The organism is Bacillus sp. FSL R12-0074, assembly GCF_038005725.1.
GTDB classification, from domain to species: Bacteria; Bacillota; Bacilli; order Bacillales; family Bacillaceae_G; genus Bacillus_A; species Bacillus_A mycoides.
On the sequence record NZ_JBBOTR010000001.1, the window covers coordinates 5186320 to 5209545 of the forward strand.

The window sequence follows — 23226 nt, forward strand, 5'->3', positions numbered from 1 at the left end:
AACACTGTATCTATCTTATTGTTAGGCTCTTTTTATTTTCTAAACAAAAAACAAAAAAGAAAATTGCTCCCCTCATCACATAAAGTAATAAGTAGGGAGCAATTTTCTTTTATATTTACACTTTAAAAGTATTATCGTCTTTTTTTAAAGAGCCCAAAAATGATTCTACATGGACGATAATGAAAAGTCAAGAACTACCGCTCTTCCTCTTCTTCTTCTTCAGTTTCATCATACTCAAGTTCTTCTTCTGCGAAGTCTTCATTATCTTCTTCTAAATCATCAAGATCATCATCTTCATCATCTGCGTCTTCAAGAACTTTGTCCAAATCTACTACATCTTCTTCTACTTCTTCTTCTACTTCTTCTACATCATCTTCTTCAATGTAGTCGTCAAAACCGTCTTCTTCAACTTTACGTTTCTTCTTCGGTTTTGGCTGAGGCAGAATTTCTTCATCAATTTGCTCATATGGGTACCAGCTACGTAGCCCCCAACGATTTTCTCCTAAATTAATGAAACGTCCATCGATGTTTAAATCTGTATAAAATTGTGCGAGTTTCGTATTAACTTGCCCTTGAGATAGTCCCAGCACTTGAGCGATTTCTTGAACCAACTCGTTGAATGTCGTTGCTTGTCTTTTATTCCCTAAAACACTATGTACAACTTCAATCATTGAACATTCTTTTAGCTCTTCTGGTGAATATTGCTTAAAACCCACTTATGCGGCACTTCCTTTCTTCAAATATAAGCTTATATATAACGGTCTGCTTAAAAAAATCCATACTATTCATTATAAACAAAAGTCGCACAAATATGCTACAAAAAAAACGGGAAACTTTTATCCCGCTATTTACGGGCAATAAAATTATAATTTGTCCATTCTTTATTTCGGAGACATATGTGCTCCTTGCAGTACATACCTAATTTGCATTTCTGTATATTCTTCGAGAGTATACAGTTTTTGCAGGGCCCAACGTCTAAATCCCCACATTTGTCCTTGTATGAAAATATTATGTGCAAGAAGCTGTATTTCCTTTTTATTTAGTGTAAATGTCCCATTTTCCGTACACTGCTCTAAAATATCCTCAAACATCCCGACCATTTGAAACTCTTTTTCTAATACATATGGGAGTGATTCTTTCGGTAAAAAACGTACCTCTTGATACATAATTAATACTTCTTCTTGCAATTCATCCATCACTTTAAAATAATTCATTATCGCTATCTTTAAGCTTTCTATACTTCCCTTCTCTGTACACACTACTTCCTCTAACCGCTCTTTTACATGTTCATAAATACTATCACAAACTAAATATAATACATCATCTTTTGTGCGAATATACTCATAAAGTGTTCCGATACTAAATCCAGCCGCTTTCGCAATTTCTCTCGTTGTTGTACGTGGGAATCCTTTTTGCTTAAACAGCTGCACCGCACCTTTAATCATTTGTTCACGTCTTAACGCAACTAATTTTTCATCTTTCACTGACGCATGTACATTATGTTTAACCATCCCTTCACCTCTCTCTATTATTTTTGGAAGTAAAAAGCGTAGGAAAATACCTACGCTTTTGTTCCTACTTCGTTAACATACGAGAAATTACAAGCCTTTGAATCTCTTGTGTTCCCTCATATATTTGTGTAATCTTTGCATCGCGCATATAACGCTCTACTGGATAATCTTTCGTATAACCATAACCACCAAATACTTGTACCGCTTCAGTCGTTACCTTCATCGCTGTATCACCTGCAAATACTTTTGACATTGCTGACTCTTTCCCATACGGAAGCCCTTCAGATTCAAGCCAAGCCGCTTGATATGTTAAAAGACGCGCTGCCTCTACATCCGTTGCCATATCCGCAAGTTTAAAGCCAATTCCTTGTTGCGCCGCAATTGGCTTCCCAAACTGATGACGTTCTCTTGCATATTCTACAGAAGCATCTAAAGCGGATTGTGCAATACCGACTGCTTGTGCCGCAATACCATTACGGCCGCCATCTAATGTCTGCATCGCAACTTTAAATCCTTGGCCCTCTTCCCCTAGTAAATTCTCTACAGGAATACGGCAGTCTTCAAATATAATTTCAGTTGTTGGCGAAGAACGAATCCCTAGCTTACTTTCCTTCTTCCCAACCGAAAATCCTAGCGTATCACTCTCCACAATAAATGCACTCGTGCCGCGCTGCTTCGAATCAGGATCTGTTAATGCAAAAACAACATAAATATCAGCAATACCGCCATTTGTAATAAAGATTTTCGAACCATTTAAAATGTAATGGTCTCCATCTCGTTTTGCAGTCGTCCTCATTCCACCAGCATCTGATCCAGAGCTTGGTTCTGTTAAGCCATATGCACCAATTTTCTTCCCTTCAGCCATTGGGCGCAAAAACTTTTGTTTTTGCTCTTCCGTTCCAAATTTAAAAATTGGCCATCCAGCAAGTGAAGTATGTGCAGACAACGTTACACCTGTAGAAGCACAAACGCGAGATAATTCTTCAACGGCAATTACATACGCCAAGTAATCGCTTCCAATTCCGCCGTATTCTTCAGGCCACGGAATACCGGTTAAACCAAGCTCTGCCATTTGATCGAATAAAGCGCGATCAAATCGCTCTTCCTCATCACGCTCTGCTGCTGTCGGTGCTACTTCATTCCTTGCAAAATCCCGAACCATTTTTCTTATCATTTCATGTTCTTCTGATAATTTAAAATGCATTCCCGTCTCCCCCTCTGCCTTTTTATAAAGCTCGACTAATTACAAGCTTTTGTATTTCGCTCGTTCCTTCATATATTTGCGTGATCTTCGCATCACGGAAAAATCTTTCTACTGGATAATCTTTCGTATAACCGTAACCGCCAAATACTTGCACCGCTTCAATCGCAACTTCAACGGCCGTCTTAGAAGCAAATAATTTCGCAATAGAAGCTTCTTTACCGCATGGTAACCCTTGTGCTCTTAGCGATGCCGCTCTGTATACAAGTAATCGCGCTGCTTCTACGCTAGTCGCCATATCTGCAAGTTTGAATCCGAGTCCTTGCTGCGCCGCAATTGGCTTGCCGAATTGCTCACGCTCTTTCGCATAATCAATCGCACATGCAAGCGCCGCTTCCGCGATTCCTAATGCCTGCGCTCCGATCCCAATTCGTCCAACATCTAAATTCGCCATTGCCACCTTAAATCCTTGTCCTTCTTCACCAAGTAAATTCTCGGCCGGTACTTTCATATCTTCAAACGTAAGTTGTACTGTACGAGAACCAAGAAGCCCCATCTTATGCTCATCTTTTCCGATGATTAAGCCTGGTGTATCTTTCTCTACTATAAATGCTGAAATCCCGCTTTTCCCCGCATCTGGATTTGTAGACGCGAAGACGATATATGTACTTGCTTCACCACCATTTGTAATAAAGACTTTCGATCCATTAATGATGTAGTGATCGTCTTTCTTTACAGCTCTTGATTTCAAACTACCTGCATCTGATCCTGCATTCGGTTCTGTTAGAGCAAATGCGCCTAAATATTCACCAGTCGCCAATTTAGAAACATATTTCTGCTTCTGTTCTTCTGTTCCGAAGTATAAAATCGGATTCATTCCAACTGACGTATGTACAGCTAAAATTACACCAACCGTTGCACTTACCTTTGAAATTTCCTCAATTGCTAGAATGTAAGAAATAAAATCCATTTCTGCCCCGCCATATTTTGCAGGTGCTGGAATACCCATTAGTCCAAGCTCACCCATCTTTTGCAAAATCTCTTTCGGGAACACCCCTTGTTCCATACTAGGAACAAAGGGAGCTATTTCCTTCTGTGCAAAATCTCGAACCATTTTCCTCATCATTTGTTGCTCTTCAGTAAAGTGAAAATTCATGTACTTCGCCTCCGTTTGCTATATATCTTTTTAACAATCTGGTAAGACCACTACTTCAATAAAGGGAGGCCTTTATTCGTAAACGTAGAAACCACGACCCGTTTTACGTCCTAACCATCCTGCATTCACATACTTACGTAATAATGGACATGGGCGATATTTACTATCTCCTAATCCTTCATGCAACACTTCCATAATGTATAAACACGTATCTAAACCGATAAAGTCAGCTAACGTAAGTGGTCCCATCGGATGATTCATACCGAGTTTCATTACTTCATCAATTGCTTCTTTCGTCGCCACTCCTTCGTATAACGTATAAATCGCTTCGTTAATCATCGGTAATAAAATACGGTTCGATACAAACCCTGGGAAATCATTTACTTCAACTGGCACTTTCCCGATTTTTTTCGTAATATCCTCAATCGTTTCGTACACTGCATCATCTGTAGCTAAACCACGAATAATTTCAACGAGTTTCATAACTGGAACTGGATTCATAAAGTGCATGCCGATTACTTTCTCAGGACGTTTCGTTACCGCTGCAATTTCCGTAATTGGTAACGATGACGTATTCGTCGCTAAAATTGCGTGTTCTGGAGCGATTTCATCTAAATTCGCAAAAATTTTCTTTTTAATATCCATTTTTTCAACAGCTGCTTCAATAATAAGATCAGCTTCTTTGACACTATTTAAATCAAGCGTCCATGTAAGACGATTTAAAGTCGCATCTTTCTCTTCTTCCTTCATACGGCCTTTTTCTACTTGGCGGGCTAAATTTTTTGAAATAACAGCTAGCCCTCTATCTAATTGCTCTTGCTTTAAATCTTGCACTTTCACATCATAGCCTGCCATTGCACACACTTGTGCGATACCTGAACCCATTTGCCCTGCACCAATTACAACAATCTTTTGTACACTCATTTTTTCTTCCCCCTTAATTGTTAATAAACTATATATCTTCTAATCTTAATTAGTGAACTTCAATCATCACTGCATCACCTTGACCGCCACCGCTACAAATAGAAGCAATTCCAATTCCGCCGCCGCGCTGCTTCAGTGCATGGATAAGTGTAACGATAATACGTGCTCCGCTCGCTCCAATTGGATGCCCCATTGCTACAGCACCGCCATTTACATTCAATTTTTCCGGATCGATCCCTGCGATTTCTGTACTTGCAATTGCTACAGCCGCAAATGCCTCATTGATTTCAAATAGATCTATGTCTTCAATTGTCTTACCTGTCTTTTTCAGCAATTCATTAATTGCATAACCTGGCGTTCTTGGGAAATCCTTCGATTCTACCGCAATCGCCGTATGCGCCAAAATTGTCGCTAATGGTTTTCTTCCTTCTTGCTTCGCTCTGTCCTCGCTCATTAATACAAGTGCAGCACCGCCATCATTTAGTCCCGGAGCATTACCTGCTGTCACCGCTGACGTCTTATCAAATACAGGCTTTAATTTCGCTAATTTTTCAATCGTTGTATCCGCGCGTGGCGCCTCATCCTTAGCCACGACGATAGGATCGCCTTTTCTTTGCTGAATTGTTACTGGTACAATCTCCTCTTCAAAACGCCCTTCTTTATGTGCCGAAACCGCACGTTGATGGCTACGATATGCCCATTCATCTTGTGCTTCGCGAGAGATTCCATCTTCCTTCGCAACTTCTCCGCCATAAACACCCATGTGTATACCTGAAAATGCGCATGTTAAACCGTCTGCAACGTTTAAATCGATAACTTCGTTGTTACCCATTCTGTATCCCCATCTTGCCCCTCGTAAAATGTAAGGGCTGTTACTCATCGATTCCATTCCACCAGCTACAATCAGTGATTGATCACCAGTACGAATAATTTGATCTGCTAACGTAACTGCGCGAAGCCCTGATGCACAAACTTTATTTACTGTTTCTGTCTGCACTTCCCAAGGAATGCCGGCCGCTCTTGCTGCTTGGCGTGATGGAATTTGTCCTTGCCCTCCTTGGATAACCGTTCCAAATATAACTTCTTCAACATCACTAGCGGAAACATTCGCCCTTTCAAGCGCTGCCTTAATTGCGATTCCTCCAAGCTCTGTTGCTTTCACGTCTTTTAAAGTTCCTCCAAATTTTCCAACCGGTGTTCTTGCAGCACTTAAAATAACTGTTTTACTCATGTTTCTTTCCCCCATTTCTTTTTTTAGCACCGAGCGCTCGCTCGGTATCCTTGCGCCTAGAAGAGGTGCAATTTTTGCACCTCTTTCTAAATTTGAATGCATTCCTACAAACTACATTGCTTCTTTCTTCTGTCCGATAACTGAGCGTTCTAAAATCTCTGTTACGTCCAAAGTTTGAACTGTTTCTTCAACTTCTTTCGCTTTCGTGCCATCACTAATCATCGTTAAGCAATACGGGCATCCTGTACCGATAATTGACGGCTGTACAGCTAGCGCTTGTTCTGTACGAGCAACGTTAATACGAGAACCTGTCGTTTCTTCCATCCACATTAGGCCGCCACCCGCACCACAGCACATTCCCGTTTCACGGTTACGCGCCATTTCTACAAGGTTTACACCTGGAATTGCTTTTAGAATATCGCGCGGCGCTTCGTATACTTCGTTGTATCTTCCTAAGTAACAGGAATCATGGTACGTAACTGTCTCTTCAATAGAATGGACAGGTTTTAAACGACCTTCCTTCACCCACTGGGCTAGTAATTCTGTATGATGATAGACTTCTGCTTGTAAGCCAAAGTCCGGGTACTCATTTTTAAAAGTGTTATAAGCATGAGGGTCAATCGTAACGATTTTCTTCACTCCTGCTTTTTCAAATTCTTCAATATTTTTATTCGCCATTTCCTGGAATACAAATTCATTTCCAAGGCGGCGCGGTGTATCACCAGAGTTCTTTTCCTTATTACCAAGAATTGCGAATGAAATGCCTGCTTCGTTCATTAGCTTCGCAAATGATATCGCAATCTTCTGACTGCGATTGTCATACGAACCCATTGATCCGACCCAGAATAAGTATTCAAACTCTTCGCCAGCTTTTGATTTCTCCTTTACAGTTGGAACTGTTACTTCATCGTCACCTTGGCGCCATGTTTCACGCTCTTTACGGTTCAGTCCCCACGGATTACCTTGACGCTCAATGTTTGTCATTGCACGCTGCGCTTCCGCGTCCATTTTTCCTTCTGTTAAAACGAGATAGCGGCGTAAATCAATAATTTTGTCAACATGCTCATTCATAACTGGGCACTGGTCCTCACAGTTACGACACGTTGTACATGCCCAAATCTCTTCTTCTGTAATAACGTCTCCGATTAAACTTGGGTCGTACGCTAGCACTGTAGCCGCTGATTCTTGTTGTCCTTTTCCAGCTGCCATCATCGCTAACTGATTTCCTTGTGTATTATTAAAAGCAACAACTGGAACCCACGGTGCTTTTGATGTTACCGCTGCTCCTTTATCAGTTAAATGATCACGAAGTTTTAAAATTAAATCCATCGGTGATAACATTTTCCCTGTTCCTGTTGCCGGACACATATTTGTACAACGACCACATTCGACGCAGGAATATAAGTCGATAAGTTGATTTTGTCTAAAGTCTTCAATTTTACCAACACCGAATGTTTCTTGTGTTTCATCTTCAAAATCAATTTTTTCAAGTTTTCCCGGATTTGAAAGACGACCAAAAAACACGTTAACTGGTCCAGCAATTAAATGCGCATGTTTTGATTGTGGAACATAAACTAAAAACGTTAACAAAATTAGTAAATGCACCCACCAAGAGAAATAGAACACTGAAATGGCTACGGTTTCATTTAATCCCGAGAAAACGTAAGCGATTGCAGAAGCGATAGGTTCACTCCATGAAAGCTCCTCGCCGTGCCATATAATTCCCATCCCATTACCAAGTAGCACAGAAATCATTAAGCCACCAATAAAGATAAGAACAAGGCCTGATTTAAAATTACGTTTCAAACGAACAAGCTTTTCAATATAGCGTCTATGAAAAGCCCAAAAGACTGCAATTAAAATAACGAGTGTGACAATTTCCTGGAAGAATGTAAATGCAGGGTATAGTGGTCCAAGTGGAAGATGCGATCCTGGTGCAAGTCCTTTCCAAACGAAGTCAATTGCTCCAAATTGGACGAGAATAAATCCGTAAAAGAACATAACGTGAATGATGCCGCTCTTTTTATCTTTCAGCAGCTTTTTCTGACCGAAAACATTGACCTTAAGAAGATCCCAACGCTCTTTAAAACGACGGTCAAATTCAATCTTTTTTCCTAATTGTATGTAGGCCATCCTTGTTCGTATAAGATATACAAACAAATACCCCGCATAAGCAATAACAGCAATGGCAGCCAGCCAATTAATGATTAGTAAGCTATTCATTTTATGCTACCCCTCTCTTTGTAAGCTCTCTTTCTTTTTTAGAATCTTCGAAAATATATAATTTTCTGAATTATATCCCCTATCCCCATTATATAATGAGTGAGCATTCAGTCAACAGTTTTTTGTTATACAACAACACATTTTTTAATAAAGCTGTTTATTTCGGTGAAACTATAAAGTGAAACTTTAATCGGCGGGGAGCCATTCCTCCCCACTGAGTATTAGCCCTCACCAATCGGGCTTTTACGGGCGGCCCGAATCCCAACCAACTTCTTTGCTTTAACCCAATTTTGAGGTGGGAGTCTTACTGCCCGCAAATAGCGGGATACAGTGAAATTTTGATTTGTAAAAAATTGATGGTGAAAAGACCGTGAAGGAGGGAATTTACTTATGTTTTTCTTATCTCTCTTGTTATTAGGCAGCGCTCTCTGGATTACAATCGACCTTTCATATGGGAGAATTGTTCATTTAAAGCGTGTACGTTCTCGTTCTTTCCCTTTACGTCAAAGTGATTTTCGCCTTTATACATACGGAAATGATCTATACGATGCTCTCTTTACTGATATAAAACAAGCTAAACACCATGTGCACGTTTTATTTTTTATTGTAAAAAACGATGATATAAGTCGTACGTTTTTAAAGTTACTTATCGATAAAGCACAAGAAGGAATTGAAGTAAGACTTTTACTCGACCGGTTTGGAAGTCATTATTTATCAAAAGAAGCGATTTACTCGCTACAAAAGCATGGTGTCTCTTTTTCATTTTGTCATAAAGTGAAATTTCCTTTTCCTTTCTTTTCTGCAAATCAAAGAAACCATAGAAAAATTACAGTTATTGACGGGAAAATTGGTTATATTGGTGGATTTAACATTGGCGAAGAATATTTAGGGCATAATCAAAGGTTAGGGTTATGGCGAGATTATCATTTACGTCTTACAGGAGAAGGGATACAAGATTTACAAAAACAATTTTTACATGATTGGCTCGACGATACAGACCAAAATTTATTAGATTCATCTCTTTATTTTCCTATGCAACAACCAGGGACCATTCTACATCGTTTCATCCCTACTGATGGTGCCTATTTACAAAATACATTTTTACATTTAATCGAAAGCGCGAAAAAAGAACTCTTTATCGGTACACCATATTTTATTCCTGGAAAAAAAATTATGAATGCATTATTAAAAGCGCGAAAACGTGGGGTTCAAATAACTATTCTCGTTCCACAAAAAGCTGATCACGCCCTCGTTCGAGAAGCAAAATTCCCATATTGCCGAAAGTTAATACAAGCTGGTTGTAATATTTACGCTTTTCAGCAAGGATTTTTCCATGCAAAAATTATTATAGTAGACGATCATACTTGTGATATCGGAACTGCTAATTTCGATATGAGAAGTATATATATTAACCATGAAATCAATTGCCTTTTATACGATAAACCTTTCATACAAGAAGTAAAACGTAAATTCGAGGAAGATTTGGAACGCTCCTTATTACTTTCCTTCGAAGATGTCAATCCTCTCTCCATTATCGATAGAGGAAAGGAATGGATAGGAACGATACTCGCGTTCTTTTTATAGAGAAATTTCAAGGGCCAAGGAGGTGCATCACATATGATAATTCGATTTGGATATGTCTCACATGCTACGGCATTATGGGACTGTTCGCCTGCCAAAACAATGACATTTACAAGCTGGAAAAAGCTAAAAAAACAAGAGCGTGAAGATAAATTATATAATGTTACACTGCAAAATCTAGAACACACAATACGCATCCTTCATTACAATATTGCACACGAAATTCCATTATATCGTTTATCATCTTCTATCGTCCCGCTTGCAACACATCCTGAAGTTGAATTTGATTACATTCAAATATTTGCTCCACTATGGCGTAAAATAGGGGCATTAATTCAAGAACACAATTTACGCGTAAGTTTTCATCCCAACCAATTCACACTATTTACAAGCGACAAACCACATATTACAACTAATGCAATTACAGATATGACCTATCATTATAACGTGTTAAATGCTATGGGAATTGCAGATTCTTCCTACATTAATATCCATGTAGGTGGCGCGTATGGAAATAAGGAGAAGGCAATCGAACGTTTTCATGAAAACATACAAAAACTTCCATGCCATGTAAAAAGACAAATGACTCTTGAAAATGACGATAAAACGTATACAACTTCTGAAACTTTGGCTATTTGTCAAAAAGAAAAAATCCCTTTCGTGTTTGATTATCATCATCACATAGCGAACCTTTGTAATGAACCGCTAGAAGAATTACTTCCTATGATATTTAAAACTTGGTCACATACAAATGTCCTTCCTAAAGTTCATATTTCTTCTCCTAAATCCGTAAAAGAATTTAGGGCTCACGCAAATTATATTGATTTAGAGTTTATTAAACCCTTTTTACACATTACAAAAAAAATTAATCATGATTTCGATATTATGATTGAAAGTAAACAAAAGGATTTAGCACTTCTTCAGTTAATAGATGAAATCTCTTCTATAAGGGGAGTGAAAAGAATAAAAGGCGCAACAATACAATGGTAAATTGTAACGTTGCGCTATTTTTTTCAAAAAGTATTTCTTATAGTAAAAAAGCTCCTGTTTTATATGCTATTATTTAAATTAGCATTTTCCCCCTGTGATTCAACTTTATTGAAACGGAGCCATTATATGATCAATCAAAAAAAATATGTACAATTTGTCATGATGTATATTATTATATTTTCTCTTTGGATATTCCTTATTCCTAAGAGCTTGAATATAAAAGAAATTGGCATTCTCTTCTTATTTTGTTTTGCTACACTCTTTTCTTGCTATTGCCTATATAAAGCAATTAAGAAAATGAAGCGCGGTGACAAACTATTTTGGGTTTTAGTACTATGCACTTGCCTATGTGGATTGACAATGGAGATAACTTTATTTCTTCATTCACTTTCTATATATGATCAAGTCATATTCTCATATAAGGCGTCGCCCTTTTTCATCGTACAATATATTTTACTCTTCTCTGGCTTTGCTATAAAGTTCATAAAACATTACTCTATTAGAGGCCTTGCTCAATTTTCATTCGATAGCATCTTTATTGTTATTATGAATATTTATTTTACCTTAACTTTTATTTTGGATCTTTCAAGCTTTCGTATGTTAACAAAGGACACGTGGATTTTGATTGGGTATTTTATCGCACAATCATTAGTAATTTACGCCGTTATTAGCCTATATAGAAGAGAACGGTATTCTTCTAGCAGAATTTCATTAATTATCGGCTTTACTATCATACTTGTGTACGGATATATACATCTGTTTCAATTAAACGCAGGGATGGAAACTTCTTCTGAAGTCTCTTACTTAATACATACTGCTTCAATTTTATTAATTGGTTTGTCTTCCATACTGTACATTTTGGATAAACCAATGCAACATGAAACGAAAACGAAATATTATCGATTCGATTATGTACGCTTTATATTACCTTATTTTAGTATAATCATTACTTTTTCCTTTGTTGTTATTCAACCTTGGGATGATAAGTTCATGCTAATCGGTCTAGTATTATTATTCCTACGACAACTTTACATGTGGAAAGATAATCAAGTATTAATCGATTCGTATGAACAGTTGACTACACAACTAGAAGATGAAGTTGAAGAAGGCGTATCTGCCCTATCAAAAAGTGAACAACGTTATAAATCTTTATTCGAAGATCATCCTGATGCTGTTTTTTCTTTAAATATGAACGGGATTTTTCAACAATCTAATACGGCTTGTGAAAGTTTATTTACAGCCTATTATTGTGAAGTAACAAGCTATTCTCTTCAACACTTCATTGATCCACAAGATCATGAATTATTGAAGAAATCTTTACAAATTACAAAAGAAGGTAGACCACAAACTCTAGAAATTCGTACAAAAGAAAAAGAAGGCTATTATTATCACCTTCACATTACATTCATCCCTATTTTTATAAATAAAGAAGTTGTTGGGATGTTTGGTATCGCACGTGATATTACAACTTTATATGAAAAACAAAAGCAAGTAGAGCATATGGCTTTCCATGATGCACTTACAGGACTACCGAATCGACGGAAATTCGAAAAAGATTTAAAAACGATTTTAAATACAGCTCAAAACACCACTAATGACGTTGCGGTCATGTTCCTCGACTTAGATCGATTTAAAAAAATTAACGATCGACTCGGCCATGATGTCGGAGATTTATTATTAATTGAAGTAGCAAAAAGATTACGTGGATGTTTGCGTTCAAAAGATATCGTTGCCCGCCAAGGCGGAGATGAATTTACGATTCTATTACCAGATATGTACTCTGAAAAAAGTGCTTCTTTTATGGCTGAACAAATTTTAACTATTTTAAATAAGCCTTACTTTATTAAAGATGAAGAACTTTCTGTTACACCGAGTATCGGAATTGCGATGTACCCTGACTACGGAACCGATGTAACCGAATTAATGAAAAATGCAGATATGGCTATGTATCGAGCAAAGGCTAATGGGAAAAATAGATTTATTTTCTTCTCAAAAGAAATGAGTATTGCGCAAAATGAAATACACTTCCTAGAAGGTGAACTTTCAAAAGCTCTACAACAAAATGAATTTTTCCTTGAATATCAACCACAAGTAAATACAAAAACAAAACAAATTATCGGTTTTGAGGCATTAATTCGCTGGAAACATCCAAAACTCGGAATTGTATCGCCTGCCCAATTCATTCCTCTAGCAGAGGAAACAGGATTTATTATTGAACTTGGTAATTGGATTTTACGTACCGCCTGCTTAGAAGCAAAAAAGTGGCATAACCAAGGATTTTCTCACTTAAAGGTTGGTGTAAATTTATCTGTTGTTCAATTCAATCACGCAGATTTAATATCAACTATTTCAAAAGTCTTGGAAGAAACCGAACTAAAGCCGGAAGCGCTAGATATTGAGATTACAGAAAGTATCGCGATTAATCAAAATCATTCTGTAATTGCTAAACTAGAAGAACTTCAAAATCTTGGTATTTCAATTGATGATTTTGGAACTGGTTATAGTTCTTTAGCTTATTTAACGAAATATCCAATCAATACATTAAAAATTGCTCGAGAATTTATTTGTGGAATTACAAATAGCCCTTTAGAAGAAGCCATTATCGCTTCCATTATTAAGCTATCGAAAGAATTAAATTTAGAGGTTATTGCGGAAGGTGTAGAAACAGAAGAACAATGGAAGTTTTTACACGAGCAAAACTGTGACCACATTCAAGGATTCCTCTTTAGCAAACCTGTTTCTAGTAAAGATGTTTGGATGTTACTCCATAAAAAAACAACCGTCTAAGTAAGACGGTTGCTTTTTAATACTCAAAAGGCATATCTGAAGCTAATTGTACCTCTTGATCATTATGAGAAATTACTTGGCTTTTCTCTAAAGCTGTATCTGCTAATGAAATACCCCATGCCATCGCTAACGTTAATAGACTACCAATAAGTAGTTTTTTCATATTCCATCACCCACATTTTTCTTTTAATATATCATGAAAATTTATCCATATCGTATGCAATTATGCATATCTATTTTTTAGGTCGTTTTTATTTCTTCATTTTTTTTATAAGCGTTTCTTTATACGCATGCATTTCTAATATATCGAAAAAGAAGCAAGCTTTTTCATAAGCATCTTCAATCTCTGCCCCATCATACTCTAGCTTTTCTAAGCATTCACCTTTTTGATAGTATAACTGTCCAATCAATGCCATACTATTAATTCGACATGATATTTCAATGGCTTTATTTATTTGATAAAGTGCTTCTTCATATTGATTATCTAAGTATAATGTTTTTGCATGATTATGTCTTACCTTCACATCAAACTCTTTATTTTCAGGCAATGCCTCTAATTGCTTTAATATACCTTCAAATAACTCCATACCCTTCTTAAAATAACCATTTTCAGCATAAATATTTGCAATTGCATTTTCTATATAAAGTTTTTGATACACGTCTATTCCAGTTAACTGTTGATTTAGTAGCTTTTTTAGCTCCAGAATACAATATTCATAATCAATCTTCTTTAGCACATACGCAGATACATGATATTGCCATTGAAGAAACTGCTGAAACTCAGGATGATATTCTTCCTTTTTCAGTTCATTCCATACTTTATTATATATTTCTTTATATTTCTTTTGCTTACAAAGCATAATGATTTGATCTTTTAACTGCTTTTTCCTCTCGATATCAGAATAAATGAGTACCTCATAAAAATGAATAATGGGAACTTGTAACTTTGCTGCAATACCTTGCAATATATCCATACTTGGGTATACCGCGCCCGACTCAATTCTGCTCACCTCCGATTGATGACATACATTATCGGAGAGTTGTTTCTGTGTTAATCCTCTCATTCCCCTAATTTTCTTTATTTCGCTTCCTAGTTTTTCTGCGTGCATACTTGCTCACCGTCCCATTATAACAATCTAATTTTTTAAGTTGTCATACCACTACAATAATGTGCATTCGACAATTTTTGATATGAAATAATGCATAATATATATAAAATTCGGCAAATTCCTCATACAATTCATCTCACATACACAATACAAGATTAGGAGTGTTATAGATGAATTATAGAAAACTTGCTAGTGCTTTCGTTACATTCGGTCTTCTTTGTCCTTTATCAACAGAAGTTATTCACGCTCAAGAATTAGATAAAAATGAAGTAAAAGTTGAAATTGCTCAGCCTGGTTTAACAATCGGAAAATTAACACAACCTCAAAACGATACAAAAGAGAATATTGCTAAAAAGTATTTAAAAGGTGAGGTAAATGGGGCTAAAGCTCAACAAGAGCAAGTTACTACTGAAAAGAATGTCGATTTTCAACCTACAAATAAAGAAACAAAAGAAAATCAAACCGAATTACGCCTTGCACAAACATACAAAAACTATAAAGTATATGGTCAAGATCTCATTGTAAAAGTAGATAAAAATGGAGTAATTACAACTGTTAGTGGTAAAGTTGCCCAAAATTTAGACCAACAACTTAATCTTACTATAACAAATTTTTTGTCGAAAAATGAAGTAAAATCTAAATTACGCAATATACTTCAAATTCCAAGTGATGCGACAGAAACAGAATTTTCTAGCGAAACGGTAGTTTATAAGAAAAAAGATGGCTACTATACATACGCAACGGTCCTTACATTTACTTATGAAAACAATGAACAAGTTATAAACGGAAATGCAATCATGGACTTACAAACTGGTGAAGTACTTTTCCAAGAAAAGTTTATTAAAAATAAAGAGAATAAAACTATTAATCAAGTAACAGCACCTAAACTATCACCAGCGAAAGAACAAGGAACTGGGAAAAATGCGCTACAAGAAAATGTATTATTTAATATTGCGAAAGGCTCTGATGGAAAATTTTATTTAGCTGATTTATCCCGCGGAAATGGTATTTATATTTACAACGCAAACCACGCTGATTCCCTTGGTGGCGATAGCCAAGCTGGTTATCCAGGGACACTTATTTCAAGCGATAACTCTAACTTCTTAGATAAAGAAGCAGCTGGTGTTATGAAAAATATGAGTGATATTTACGACTATTTTAAGAAAGAACATAATCTGAAAAGTTACGATAATAAAGACTCAAAAGTTGTTGCTAGCGTCCACGGATTTGATTCTACTGAAGTTAGTGATGGTGTAAAAGAAAACTATGTAAATGCATTTTGGCATCCAGGTTGGAATCAAATGGTCTTTGGTGACGGGTTAAAGGGAAAATTAACCTCTGCTCTTGACGTAACAGCTCATGAATTTGGACATGCTGTATTTAGTGGTACGACGAAAAATAAAATTGTGCGATATCCAAGTGCTGAAACATCTGCGCTAAATGAAGGTCTAGCAGATTTTTGGGGTACACAAATAGAATATTACGTAAAGAAAGATAAAGGAAATTGGATTATGGGTGATACGTTAGGTGGTCTAACAATTCGTGACATCCCAGGGGAAATTGGTGACGGCGGCAACAAACTATACACAAACTTAAAAGATTTCTATAATGATGGAAATGATCAAGAATCTCACGTGAATTCTGGAATTATCAGCCATGTATTATATCAATTAGCTGAAGGTAAAACGTATAACGGTATATCTGTTCAAAAACAAGGAAATGAAAAAGTAAGTAAAGTTGTTATGCGTGCATTGCAAAATTACGCAACTTCAGCAGAAGATTTTGAATCACTTCAATCCCACATCGTACAGGCTGCAAAAGATTTATATGGCAATACAACATCGACAGAATTCGAAAAGGCTTTCCAAGCACATGGATATAAAGCACTAGCAAAAATTAGTAAAGTAGTAGAAGTACAACAAGGAAAATAAGCAAAAAAGAAGTTTACCGATTATAGGTAAACTTCTTTTTCATATCCATCCCTTTTCTTCCGCAATTGTAATTGCCTCAATCCTATTTTTCGCATCGAGCTTCGTTAATACTTCAGAAATATAATTACGCACTGTACCAGGTGAAAGATAAAGTGCCTTCGCAATTTCATTTGCTGTCTTTCCCTCTTTCGCAAGTAACAGCACTTCTTTTTCACGATCCGATAACGGATTCTGCTCTTGCCATAAGCCAAACATTAACTCTTGAGAAATCTCTCGTTTCCCTTTCATTACGTTACGAATCGCCGAAGCCAAATCCTCACTTGGGCTATCTTTTAACAAATATCCGTGCACACCAGCTTTCATTGCCCTTTCAAAATACCCAGGACGCGCAAATGTTGTTAAAATCATTACTTTACAAGATGATTTTTCTTTCTTTAAAGTTTCTGCAACATCTAATCCACTTTGAATTGGCATTTCAATATCCATAATACTTATATCTGGCTCTAACGATTCAATTAACTTTAAGGCCTCTTCACCGTTCGCCGCTTGCCCAACTACTTCAATATCATCTTCTAGATCAAGCAGGGCTCCTAATGCACCACGAAGCATTCGTTGATCTTCTGCAATAATAATTCGAATCATGCCCTCACCTCATCTTTTCCTGTTCTAATTACAATTGGAACTTTCACCGTTAACAGTGTCCCTGGATTGATCGTATCCAGTTCAACTACTCCATCAATAAGGGAAATCCGCTCCTTCATACCTCGAATACCGTTTCCATCATGACTTTGATTTTCCAAACCGACGCCATTATCTTCTACTTTCAAAATCAACTCACCTTGTGATTCTAATATAGAAACTGTACATGCCTTTGCCTTACTATGCTTCACGACATTCGTAACAGCTTCACGTAAACACATACCTAAAATATTTTGTTCAATTGGTGATAACGAGCTAGAATTAGCCTCCTGCTTTACTTCTAATTCAATATTGGCAGCTTGCAAAATCGCTTTTATTTGCTCAAGTTCTTCTTCCACTGTAATCATACGCATATCAGAAATTAATTCTCTCAGCTGTTTTAAAGCGGTGCGAGATGTTTGTGTAATTTCCTTCGCTTCCATACTTGCACGATCTGGATTTTTCACAATTAACTTCTCCACGAGCTGACTTTTCAAAGTAATAAGAGATAATGTGTGTCCTAACGTGTCATGAAGATCTCTTGCAATTCGCTGGCGCTCTTCACGTTTTACTAAGTCTTTAATTTGTTCATTTGCTTCGTTTAATTGATTTTTCAACATCTTTTTTTGATTAAAATTACGCATTCCAAATGGCGTAAGAAGCATTAAAATAAACATTGGAACTATATTCACTAAATTTGTAGTTGTTAAATGCTTAAAATATACGAATATAAAGGCCCCAAGCATTGTAATCAACAGTCCTAACAACACTCGAAATACTTTCTTACTTGGCGCAAAGCCCATCGCACTTGCCGTGAAAAAACCAAAAAATATCATAAAAGCATTATAAAATAAGGCAAATAAAAAGATGAGTACCATTTGAATACATGCCCATAAAATGAACGTCTTATTAACAAAATAAAGTTGACGGTATGTGATAATAAAAAGCACCAACATACCGCTCCCTATCCCAAGTTTCCACCCTGATACCTGCGTTAGATGGTAAATCGGAAATAACAGATACACTAACCACATATATGGGAAGAAACCCATCTGTTTCGGAAAAATCTCAAACTTCTTCTCTATCATTTATACCGCTTCCTGTCTTTTCCTTATATATATTGATACTACAACAAATATAAGGAAATAACCTCCTAGTACCGCGATATTTTCCCACCCAACTGACTTCCCAGCTACAATATCCCATGCCCCACTACCAAAATGATATGTCGGTGTCCATTCTCCAATAGACCTTAATACTTTTGGGAATACTTCTATCGGCATCCATAATCCGCCAACTACCGCTAAGCTCATATTTAAAATATTAGCCAGGCCAGCAGCTGCATCCGCCTTCTTAATTGAACCTATTACTGTTCCGAGTGCTAAAAATGGTGTCACGCCTAATAATAACCATAATCCGGCACCAATCCATTGACCTACTGTTAACTCAACATTATTAATTAATATTCCTGCCATAAAAATAACTAAGATTGAAAAAGCATTCACTACTGTTTGGGCAATAATCTTTGCTGCTAAATATGCCCCCTCTGGAAGTGGTGTAATTTTTAAAAGATGTGTCCATCCTTGCCCTTTTTCCTGAGAAAGTCTCACACCGAAACTAAAAAGTGCAGTCCCTACAATACTGAAAGTCGCCATTGAAATTAAATAATGAGCTTTCCAAGCATCTCCGTTTTGTGGTACTTGAATAACATTTGTAAAGATGTAGTAAAACATAACTGGCATTAATAATGAGAAAAAGATAAATAATTTATTACGGAACGTACGTAAAACCTCTATTTTACATTGCATCCATAGTGCTCTCATGCGATTTCCCCCTTCTGATTTGCGACAAACTGTTCAAATGCTTCATCGAGACTTCCACGTTCAACTGAAATATCTGTTACAGGTAAGTTCTTTTGATAAATTGCTTGTAACGTGGCATCGGTATCCTCCGTTGTTAAAATAATCCGCCCCTCATTTGACTGTACTCCTGTTACATTCGGCAATTCCTTTAGCAGGCCCGTAGGGATACTTTCTTTTGAATAAAACGAGATCGTTTTTCGAGAAATCGTCGCTTTCATTTCATCCGGCGTACCATCTGCGATAATTTTTCCGTTTGCGAATAATAAAATGCGGTCCGCTAACGCATCTGCTTCTTCTAAATAGTGCGTCGTTAAAATAATCGTTTTCCCTTCACTTGCTAACTTTCGAATCGTTTCCCAAAACACTTTTCGAGACGTAATGTCCATCCCTACAGTTGGTTCATCTAAAAATAATAAATCTGGATTTCCCGCAAGTGCGAGTGCAAAATTCAACCTTCTCTTTTGACCACCTGATAACTTTTCACATCTTTGCTTTCGCTCTGATTCTAAATTCGATAGCTGAAGTAATGTTTCTTTCGCTACTGGATTCGTATAATAACTACGGAATAACTCAATTGCCTCTTCTACTGTGATGCTGTCAATAACGCTTACTTCTTGCAACATCGCACCGAGGCTATTACGAACATCTCTATGCTTCGGGCTCTTTCCAAATATCGAAACATTCCCTTCTGTCGGATCTTTTAATCCGAGCATCATTGAAATTGTCGTTGTTTTCCCCGCACCATTTGGGCCGAGTAATGCTACTATTTGCCCTTTATTTACATGAAATGAAACGTTATTTACTGCTTTTTTATGTTTAAATGTTTTAGAAACACCATTTACTTCAATAATCTTTTCCATCTCTCCACCCCCGCCGTTTCTTATATTTACATTGTATGCGCTGGAAAAGTTAGGAAACAGTATGATGCGTCATGACATCCATATGACAATTGTCATGTATTCTTTATGAGAGGAATCAGCCTGCATACCGCATGCGAGTAGCAGTACAAAAACAAACATGATACAATCGGATAAGACATATATTCGAGGAAGGACAGTGGTTTTCATGATTATTCGTAATGAACAAGATTTAGAAGGTTTACGAAAAATCGGCCGCATCGTTGCACTTGCACGCGAAGAAATGAAAAAGCAAGCGAAGCCAGGTATGACAACGAAAGAGCTTGATTTAATTGGTAAAAAAGTATTAGATGAGCACGGTGCTATTTCAGCGCCTGAAAAAGAATATAAATTCCCAGGTGTAACTTGCATTAGTGTAAACGAAGAAGTTGCTCACGGCATTCCAAGCGATCGCGTATTAAAAGAAGGCGATTTAGTAAACGTAGACGTATCAGCAGCACTTGACGGATATTATGCAGATACAGGTATCTCATTTGTTCTTGGCGACGATGAAGAAAAAGAAAAACTTTGCCAAGCAGCAGTAGACTCATTTTGGGAAGCAATGAAAAAAGTAAAAGCTGGCTCAAAACAAAATCAAATTGGTCGTGCTGTTTCTAACTTTGCACATAAAAGTGGATATAACGTTATTCAAAACTTAACTGGTCACGGCATTGGTCTTAGCTTACACGAAGCCCCAAATCACATCTTAAGCTACTATGATCCAATGGATAATGCACTTCTAAAAGACGGCCTTGTTATCGCTGTAGAACCATTCATCTCTATGAAAGCTGATCATATTATTGAGCGCGGTGATGATGGTTGGACATTCGTTACACCAGATAAAAGCCTTGTTGCACAATGTGAACATACAGTTGTCGTCACTCGTGGCGAGCCAATTATTTTAACTCAACTATAATCAAAAATAGCCGTTTTGTAGATTCCTTCTACTAAAGCGGCTGTTTTTGATTATGTAACATCCCTATAAACAGAAAGCTTATAAAAATAAAAAGGTGATACATCAAAGTATCACCTTTTTAACGGGGTGAGGCTGTCCAAAAGTACGGAAAACTCTTGAACAGCCTCGTATTTTCATATGGATGCCTTACATATATCACTGATGATAATTATGAAATGCGGAAACATAGTTATCATCACATGATTCAAACAAAAGAAAAGAAATCCTATAACGGATCTCTTTTCCCTACATAATCTAAAGTTTGGGTACACTAGATTCATGCAATGTAGGAGCCTTCAAAACAGAAAGCGATCCTTCATTTAAAATGATAGCATACATATCTCCGCTAAAAATATGTAAATATGCATATAGCATTTTTTATTTCTCAACATACATTTATTGAAAATTCATACATATAAAGGTAAAATAAAGTCGTTAACCGTCTTCTTTTGTCAGTCAGAGAGAATAGAAGAATGGGAGAGGAAAAAATGAGAAAATCACTGAAACAAAAAATAGTAAGCTCCTTGCTTGCTGTATCACTCGCCGTTAGCTTAGCTCCAATCGGACAAGCAAAAGCTGATTCCACGTCAGAAATTACACAGACTCCACCTATTACAAAACAAGTTGATGCAAACCGCGCCATCGAGCATATCCGTTTCTTATCCGAAACAATTGGTCCCCGTCCAGGTGGTACAAAATCAGAAGAATGGGCTTCTCGCTATGTTGGTATGGAGCTTAAATCAATGGGATATGAAGTAGAGTATCAGCCCTTTCAAGTGCCGGATCAATACGTTGGATTTATCGAATCACCATTAGGGACAAAGCGTAATTGGCAAGCTGGTGCTGCTCCAAATTCACTAATTTCTACAGAAGCTGTTACAGCTCCGCTTATCTTTGTTCAAGGTGGTACAAAATTGGACGATATTCCAAATGAGGTAAACGGAAAAATTGTTTTATTCGAAAGGGGTGCAACAGTAGTAGATTATAATAAACAAGTTGAGAATGCTGTTAGTAAAGGGGCAAAAGGTGTTCTTTTATACAGTTTAATTGGAGGTCGTGGAAACTATGGACAAACTTTCAATCCTCGCTTAACTAAAAAACAGTCTATCCCTGTCTTCGGTCTTGCTTATGCTCAAGGAAATGCATTTAAAGAAGAAATCGCTAAAAAAGAGACAACAATTCTTTCACTAAAAGCGAGACATGAATCTAATTTAACATCCTTAAATGTCATCGCAAAAAAGAAACCAAAAAATAGTACAGGTAATGAAAAGGCCGTCGTTGTAAGTTCACACTACGATAGTGTCGTTGGAGCACCTGGGGCAAATGATAATGCTTCTGGTACAGGATTAGTATTAGAACTGGCTCGTGCTTTTCAAAATGTAGAAACTGATAAAGAAATTCGTTTTATTGCTTTTGGTTCTGAGGAAACTGGCCTACTTGGCTCTGATTATTATGTTAATAGTCTGTCCCAAAAGGAACGTGATCGAATTTTAGGTGTCTTTAACGCAGACATGGTTGCAACAAATTATGATAAAGCAAAGAATTTATATGTAATGACTCCTGATGGCTCAACAAATTTTGTAACAGATGCTGCCTTACAAGCAGGTAAACAATTAAATAATAATCTCGTTCTTCAAGGAAAATTTGGCTCTAGTGATCACGTACCATTTGCTGAAGTGGGTATCCCTTCTGCACTATTTATTTGGATGGGCGTCGATAGTTGGAATCCATTAATCTATCATATTGAAAAAGTATATCACACGCCTCAAGATAACGTATTTGAGAACATTTCACCAGAACGTATGAAAATGGCATTGGAAGTTATCGGAACTGGTGTTTATAACACTCTTCAAAAACCTGTTACTCAAACAGGGCAAAAAGTTGCTTAATACTATTTCAAGCCACCGACTAATCGGTGGCTTTTTATGAAGGAAAAATAAATATGTATAAAAGCATATCTATTACATGGCGTTATTACCCGAAAAAAATCTTAATACATCAATTAAAGTATATTAATTATACGATTTATCATGTATAATATAAAACGTAATATATTAATGTAATTGTATTATTGAATGGTATTACCATGTAGAATAAAAATTGTAATAATAGTAATTACATCTAATAAAGAAGGCTTTCTACTATGAAAAAATTATTCTTGCAGTTGTGTTAGATTTAACAGTTATTTTAG

19 protein-coding genes are annotated in these 23226 nt (G+C 36.8%); 6 read left to right on the plus strand and 13 right to left on the minus strand.

The window, feature by feature from the left end:
- Positions 1–194: 194 nt before the first annotated feature.
- The 7 genes from rpoE to NSS97_RS27085 all read right to left on the minus strand — a co-directional run bounded on the left by rpoE (position 195) and on the right by NSS97_RS27085 (position 8246).
- A complete protein-coding gene (gene rpoE, locus NSS97_RS27055; protein WP_341114504.1) occupies positions 195–716 on the minus strand; it encodes a DNA-directed RNA polymerase subunit delta in 522 nt (173 codons plus the stop codon).
- A 165-nt stretch (positions 717–881) separates the two neighbouring features.
- Positions 882–1511 (minus strand): TetR/AcrR family transcriptional regulator, encoded by a 630-nt coding sequence (locus NSS97_RS27060; RefSeq protein ID WP_002034889.1) that lies wholly within the window; start codon positions 1509–1511, stop codon positions 882–884.
- Positions 1512–1575: 64 nt separating this feature from the next.
- A complete protein-coding gene (gene acdA / locus NSS97_RS27065) occupies positions 1576–2715 on the minus strand; it encodes an acyl-CoA dehydrogenase AcdA (RefSeq protein ID WP_002016320.1) in 1140 nt (379 codons plus the stop codon).
- Between the two features lie 22 nt (positions 2716–2737).
- A complete protein-coding gene (locus NSS97_RS27070) occupies positions 2738–3868 on the minus strand; it encodes an acyl-CoA dehydrogenase (RefSeq protein ID WP_044438300.1) in 1131 nt (376 codons plus the stop codon).
- Positions 3869–3940: 72 nt separating this feature from the next.
- Positions 3941–4792 carry a 3-hydroxybutyryl-CoA dehydrogenase gene (locus NSS97_RS27075; protein ID WP_002016322.1) on the minus strand — a complete coding sequence of 284 codons (852 nt, stop codon included), beginning with the start codon at positions 4790–4792 and terminating at the stop codon, positions 3941–3943.
- 49 nt (positions 4793–4841) lie between these two features.
- A complete protein-coding gene (locus tag NSS97_RS27080) occupies positions 4842–6125 on the minus strand; it encodes an acetyl-CoA C-acetyltransferase (protein WP_078185032.1) in 1284 nt (427 codons plus the stop codon).
- Positions 6126–6134: 9 nt separating this feature from the next.
- Entirely contained in the window at positions 6135–8246 is a 2112-nt protein-coding gene (locus NSS97_RS27085) for a heterodisulfide reductase-related iron-sulfur binding cluster (protein ID WP_044438298.1), read from the minus strand.
- A gap of 390 nt (positions 8247–8636) precedes the next feature.
- Here NSS97_RS27085 and cls point away from each other — a divergent pair, with 390 nt between their 5' ends.
- From cls to NSS97_RS27100, 3 genes are all read left to right on the plus strand, one after another.
- Positions 8637–9830 (plus strand): cardiolipin synthase, encoded by a 1194-nt coding sequence (gene cls, locus NSS97_RS27090; protein WP_044438297.1) that lies wholly within the window; start codon positions 8637–8639, stop codon positions 9828–9830.
- Positions 9831–9863: 33 nt separating this feature from the next.
- A complete protein-coding gene (gene uvsE / locus NSS97_RS27095; protein ID WP_044438296.1) occupies positions 9864–10817 on the plus strand; it encodes a UV DNA damage repair endonuclease UvsE in 954 nt (317 codons plus the stop codon).
- Between the two features lie 126 nt (positions 10818–10943).
- Positions 10944–13604 carry a DUF4084 domain-containing protein gene (locus NSS97_RS27100; RefSeq protein WP_341114506.1) on the plus strand — a complete coding sequence of 887 codons (2661 nt, stop codon included), beginning with the start codon at positions 10944–10946 and terminating at the stop codon, positions 13602–13604.
- A 16-nt stretch (positions 13605–13620) separates the two neighbouring features.
- On the opposite strand, the gene NSS97_RS27105 is transcribed toward NSS97_RS27100, so the two are convergent.
- Both NSS97_RS27105 and NSS97_RS27110 read right to left on the minus strand, forming a co-directional pair.
- Entirely contained in the window at positions 13621–13767 is a 147-nt protein-coding gene (locus tag NSS97_RS27105; protein ID WP_002068556.1) for a quorum-sensing peptide PapR, read from the minus strand.
- Between the two features lie 88 nt (positions 13768–13855).
- Positions 13856–14713: a helix-turn-helix domain-containing protein gene (locus tag NSS97_RS27110; protein ID WP_044438295.1), complete on the minus strand. Its 858-nt coding sequence runs from the start codon at positions 14711–14713 to the stop codon at positions 13856–13858.
- A gap of 170 nt (positions 14714–14883) precedes the next feature.
- On the opposite strand from NSS97_RS27110, the gene NSS97_RS27115 reads away from it, so the two are divergent.
- Positions 14884–16644 carry a M4 family metallopeptidase gene (locus NSS97_RS27115; RefSeq protein ID WP_341114509.1) on the plus strand — a complete coding sequence of 587 codons (1761 nt, stop codon included), beginning with the start codon at positions 14884–14886 and terminating at the stop codon, positions 16642–16644.
- Between the two features lie 39 nt (positions 16645–16683).
- Here the strand turns inward: NSS97_RS27115 and NSS97_RS27120 are convergent, their stop codons facing one another.
- Genes NSS97_RS27120 through NSS97_RS27135 form a run of 4 tightly spaced genes read right to left on the minus strand, consistent with a single transcriptional unit; the run spans position 16684 to position 20044 of the window.
- Complete coding sequence (locus NSS97_RS27120) at positions 16684–17286, minus strand: response regulator transcription factor (RefSeq protein ID WP_044438293.1); 603 nt, start codon at positions 17284–17286, stop codon at positions 16684–16686.
- Positions 17283–18410: a sensor histidine kinase gene (locus NSS97_RS27125; protein ID WP_044438292.1), complete on the minus strand. Its 1128-nt coding sequence runs from the start codon at positions 18408–18410 to the stop codon at positions 17283–17285. The genes NSS97_RS27120 and NSS97_RS27125 overlap by 4 nt, the downstream gene beginning before the upstream one ends.
- Positions 18411–19145, minus strand: coding sequence for an ABC transporter permease (locus tag NSS97_RS27130; RefSeq protein WP_044438291.1), 735 nt, complete (start codon positions 19143–19145; stop codon positions 18411–18413).
- A complete protein-coding gene (locus NSS97_RS27135) occupies positions 19142–20044 on the minus strand; it encodes an ABC transporter ATP-binding protein (RefSeq protein WP_002034877.1) in 903 nt (300 codons plus the stop codon). The genes NSS97_RS27130 and NSS97_RS27135 overlap by 4 nt, the downstream gene beginning before the upstream one ends.
- A 157-nt stretch (positions 20045–20201) precedes the next feature.
- Between NSS97_RS27135 and map the strand changes: the two genes are divergently transcribed.
- Positions 20202–20996 carry a type I methionyl aminopeptidase gene (map, locus tag NSS97_RS27140; protein WP_080118324.1) on the plus strand — a complete coding sequence of 265 codons (795 nt, stop codon included), beginning with the start codon at positions 20202–20204 and terminating at the stop codon, positions 20994–20996.
- A gap of 527 nt (positions 20997–21523) precedes the next feature.
- Positions 21524–22924, plus strand: a complete 1401-nt coding sequence (locus tag NSS97_RS27145) for a M28 family metallopeptidase (RefSeq protein ID WP_044438323.1) — start codon at positions 21524–21526, stop codon at positions 22922–22924.
- Positions 22925–23226: the final 302 nt, after the last annotated feature.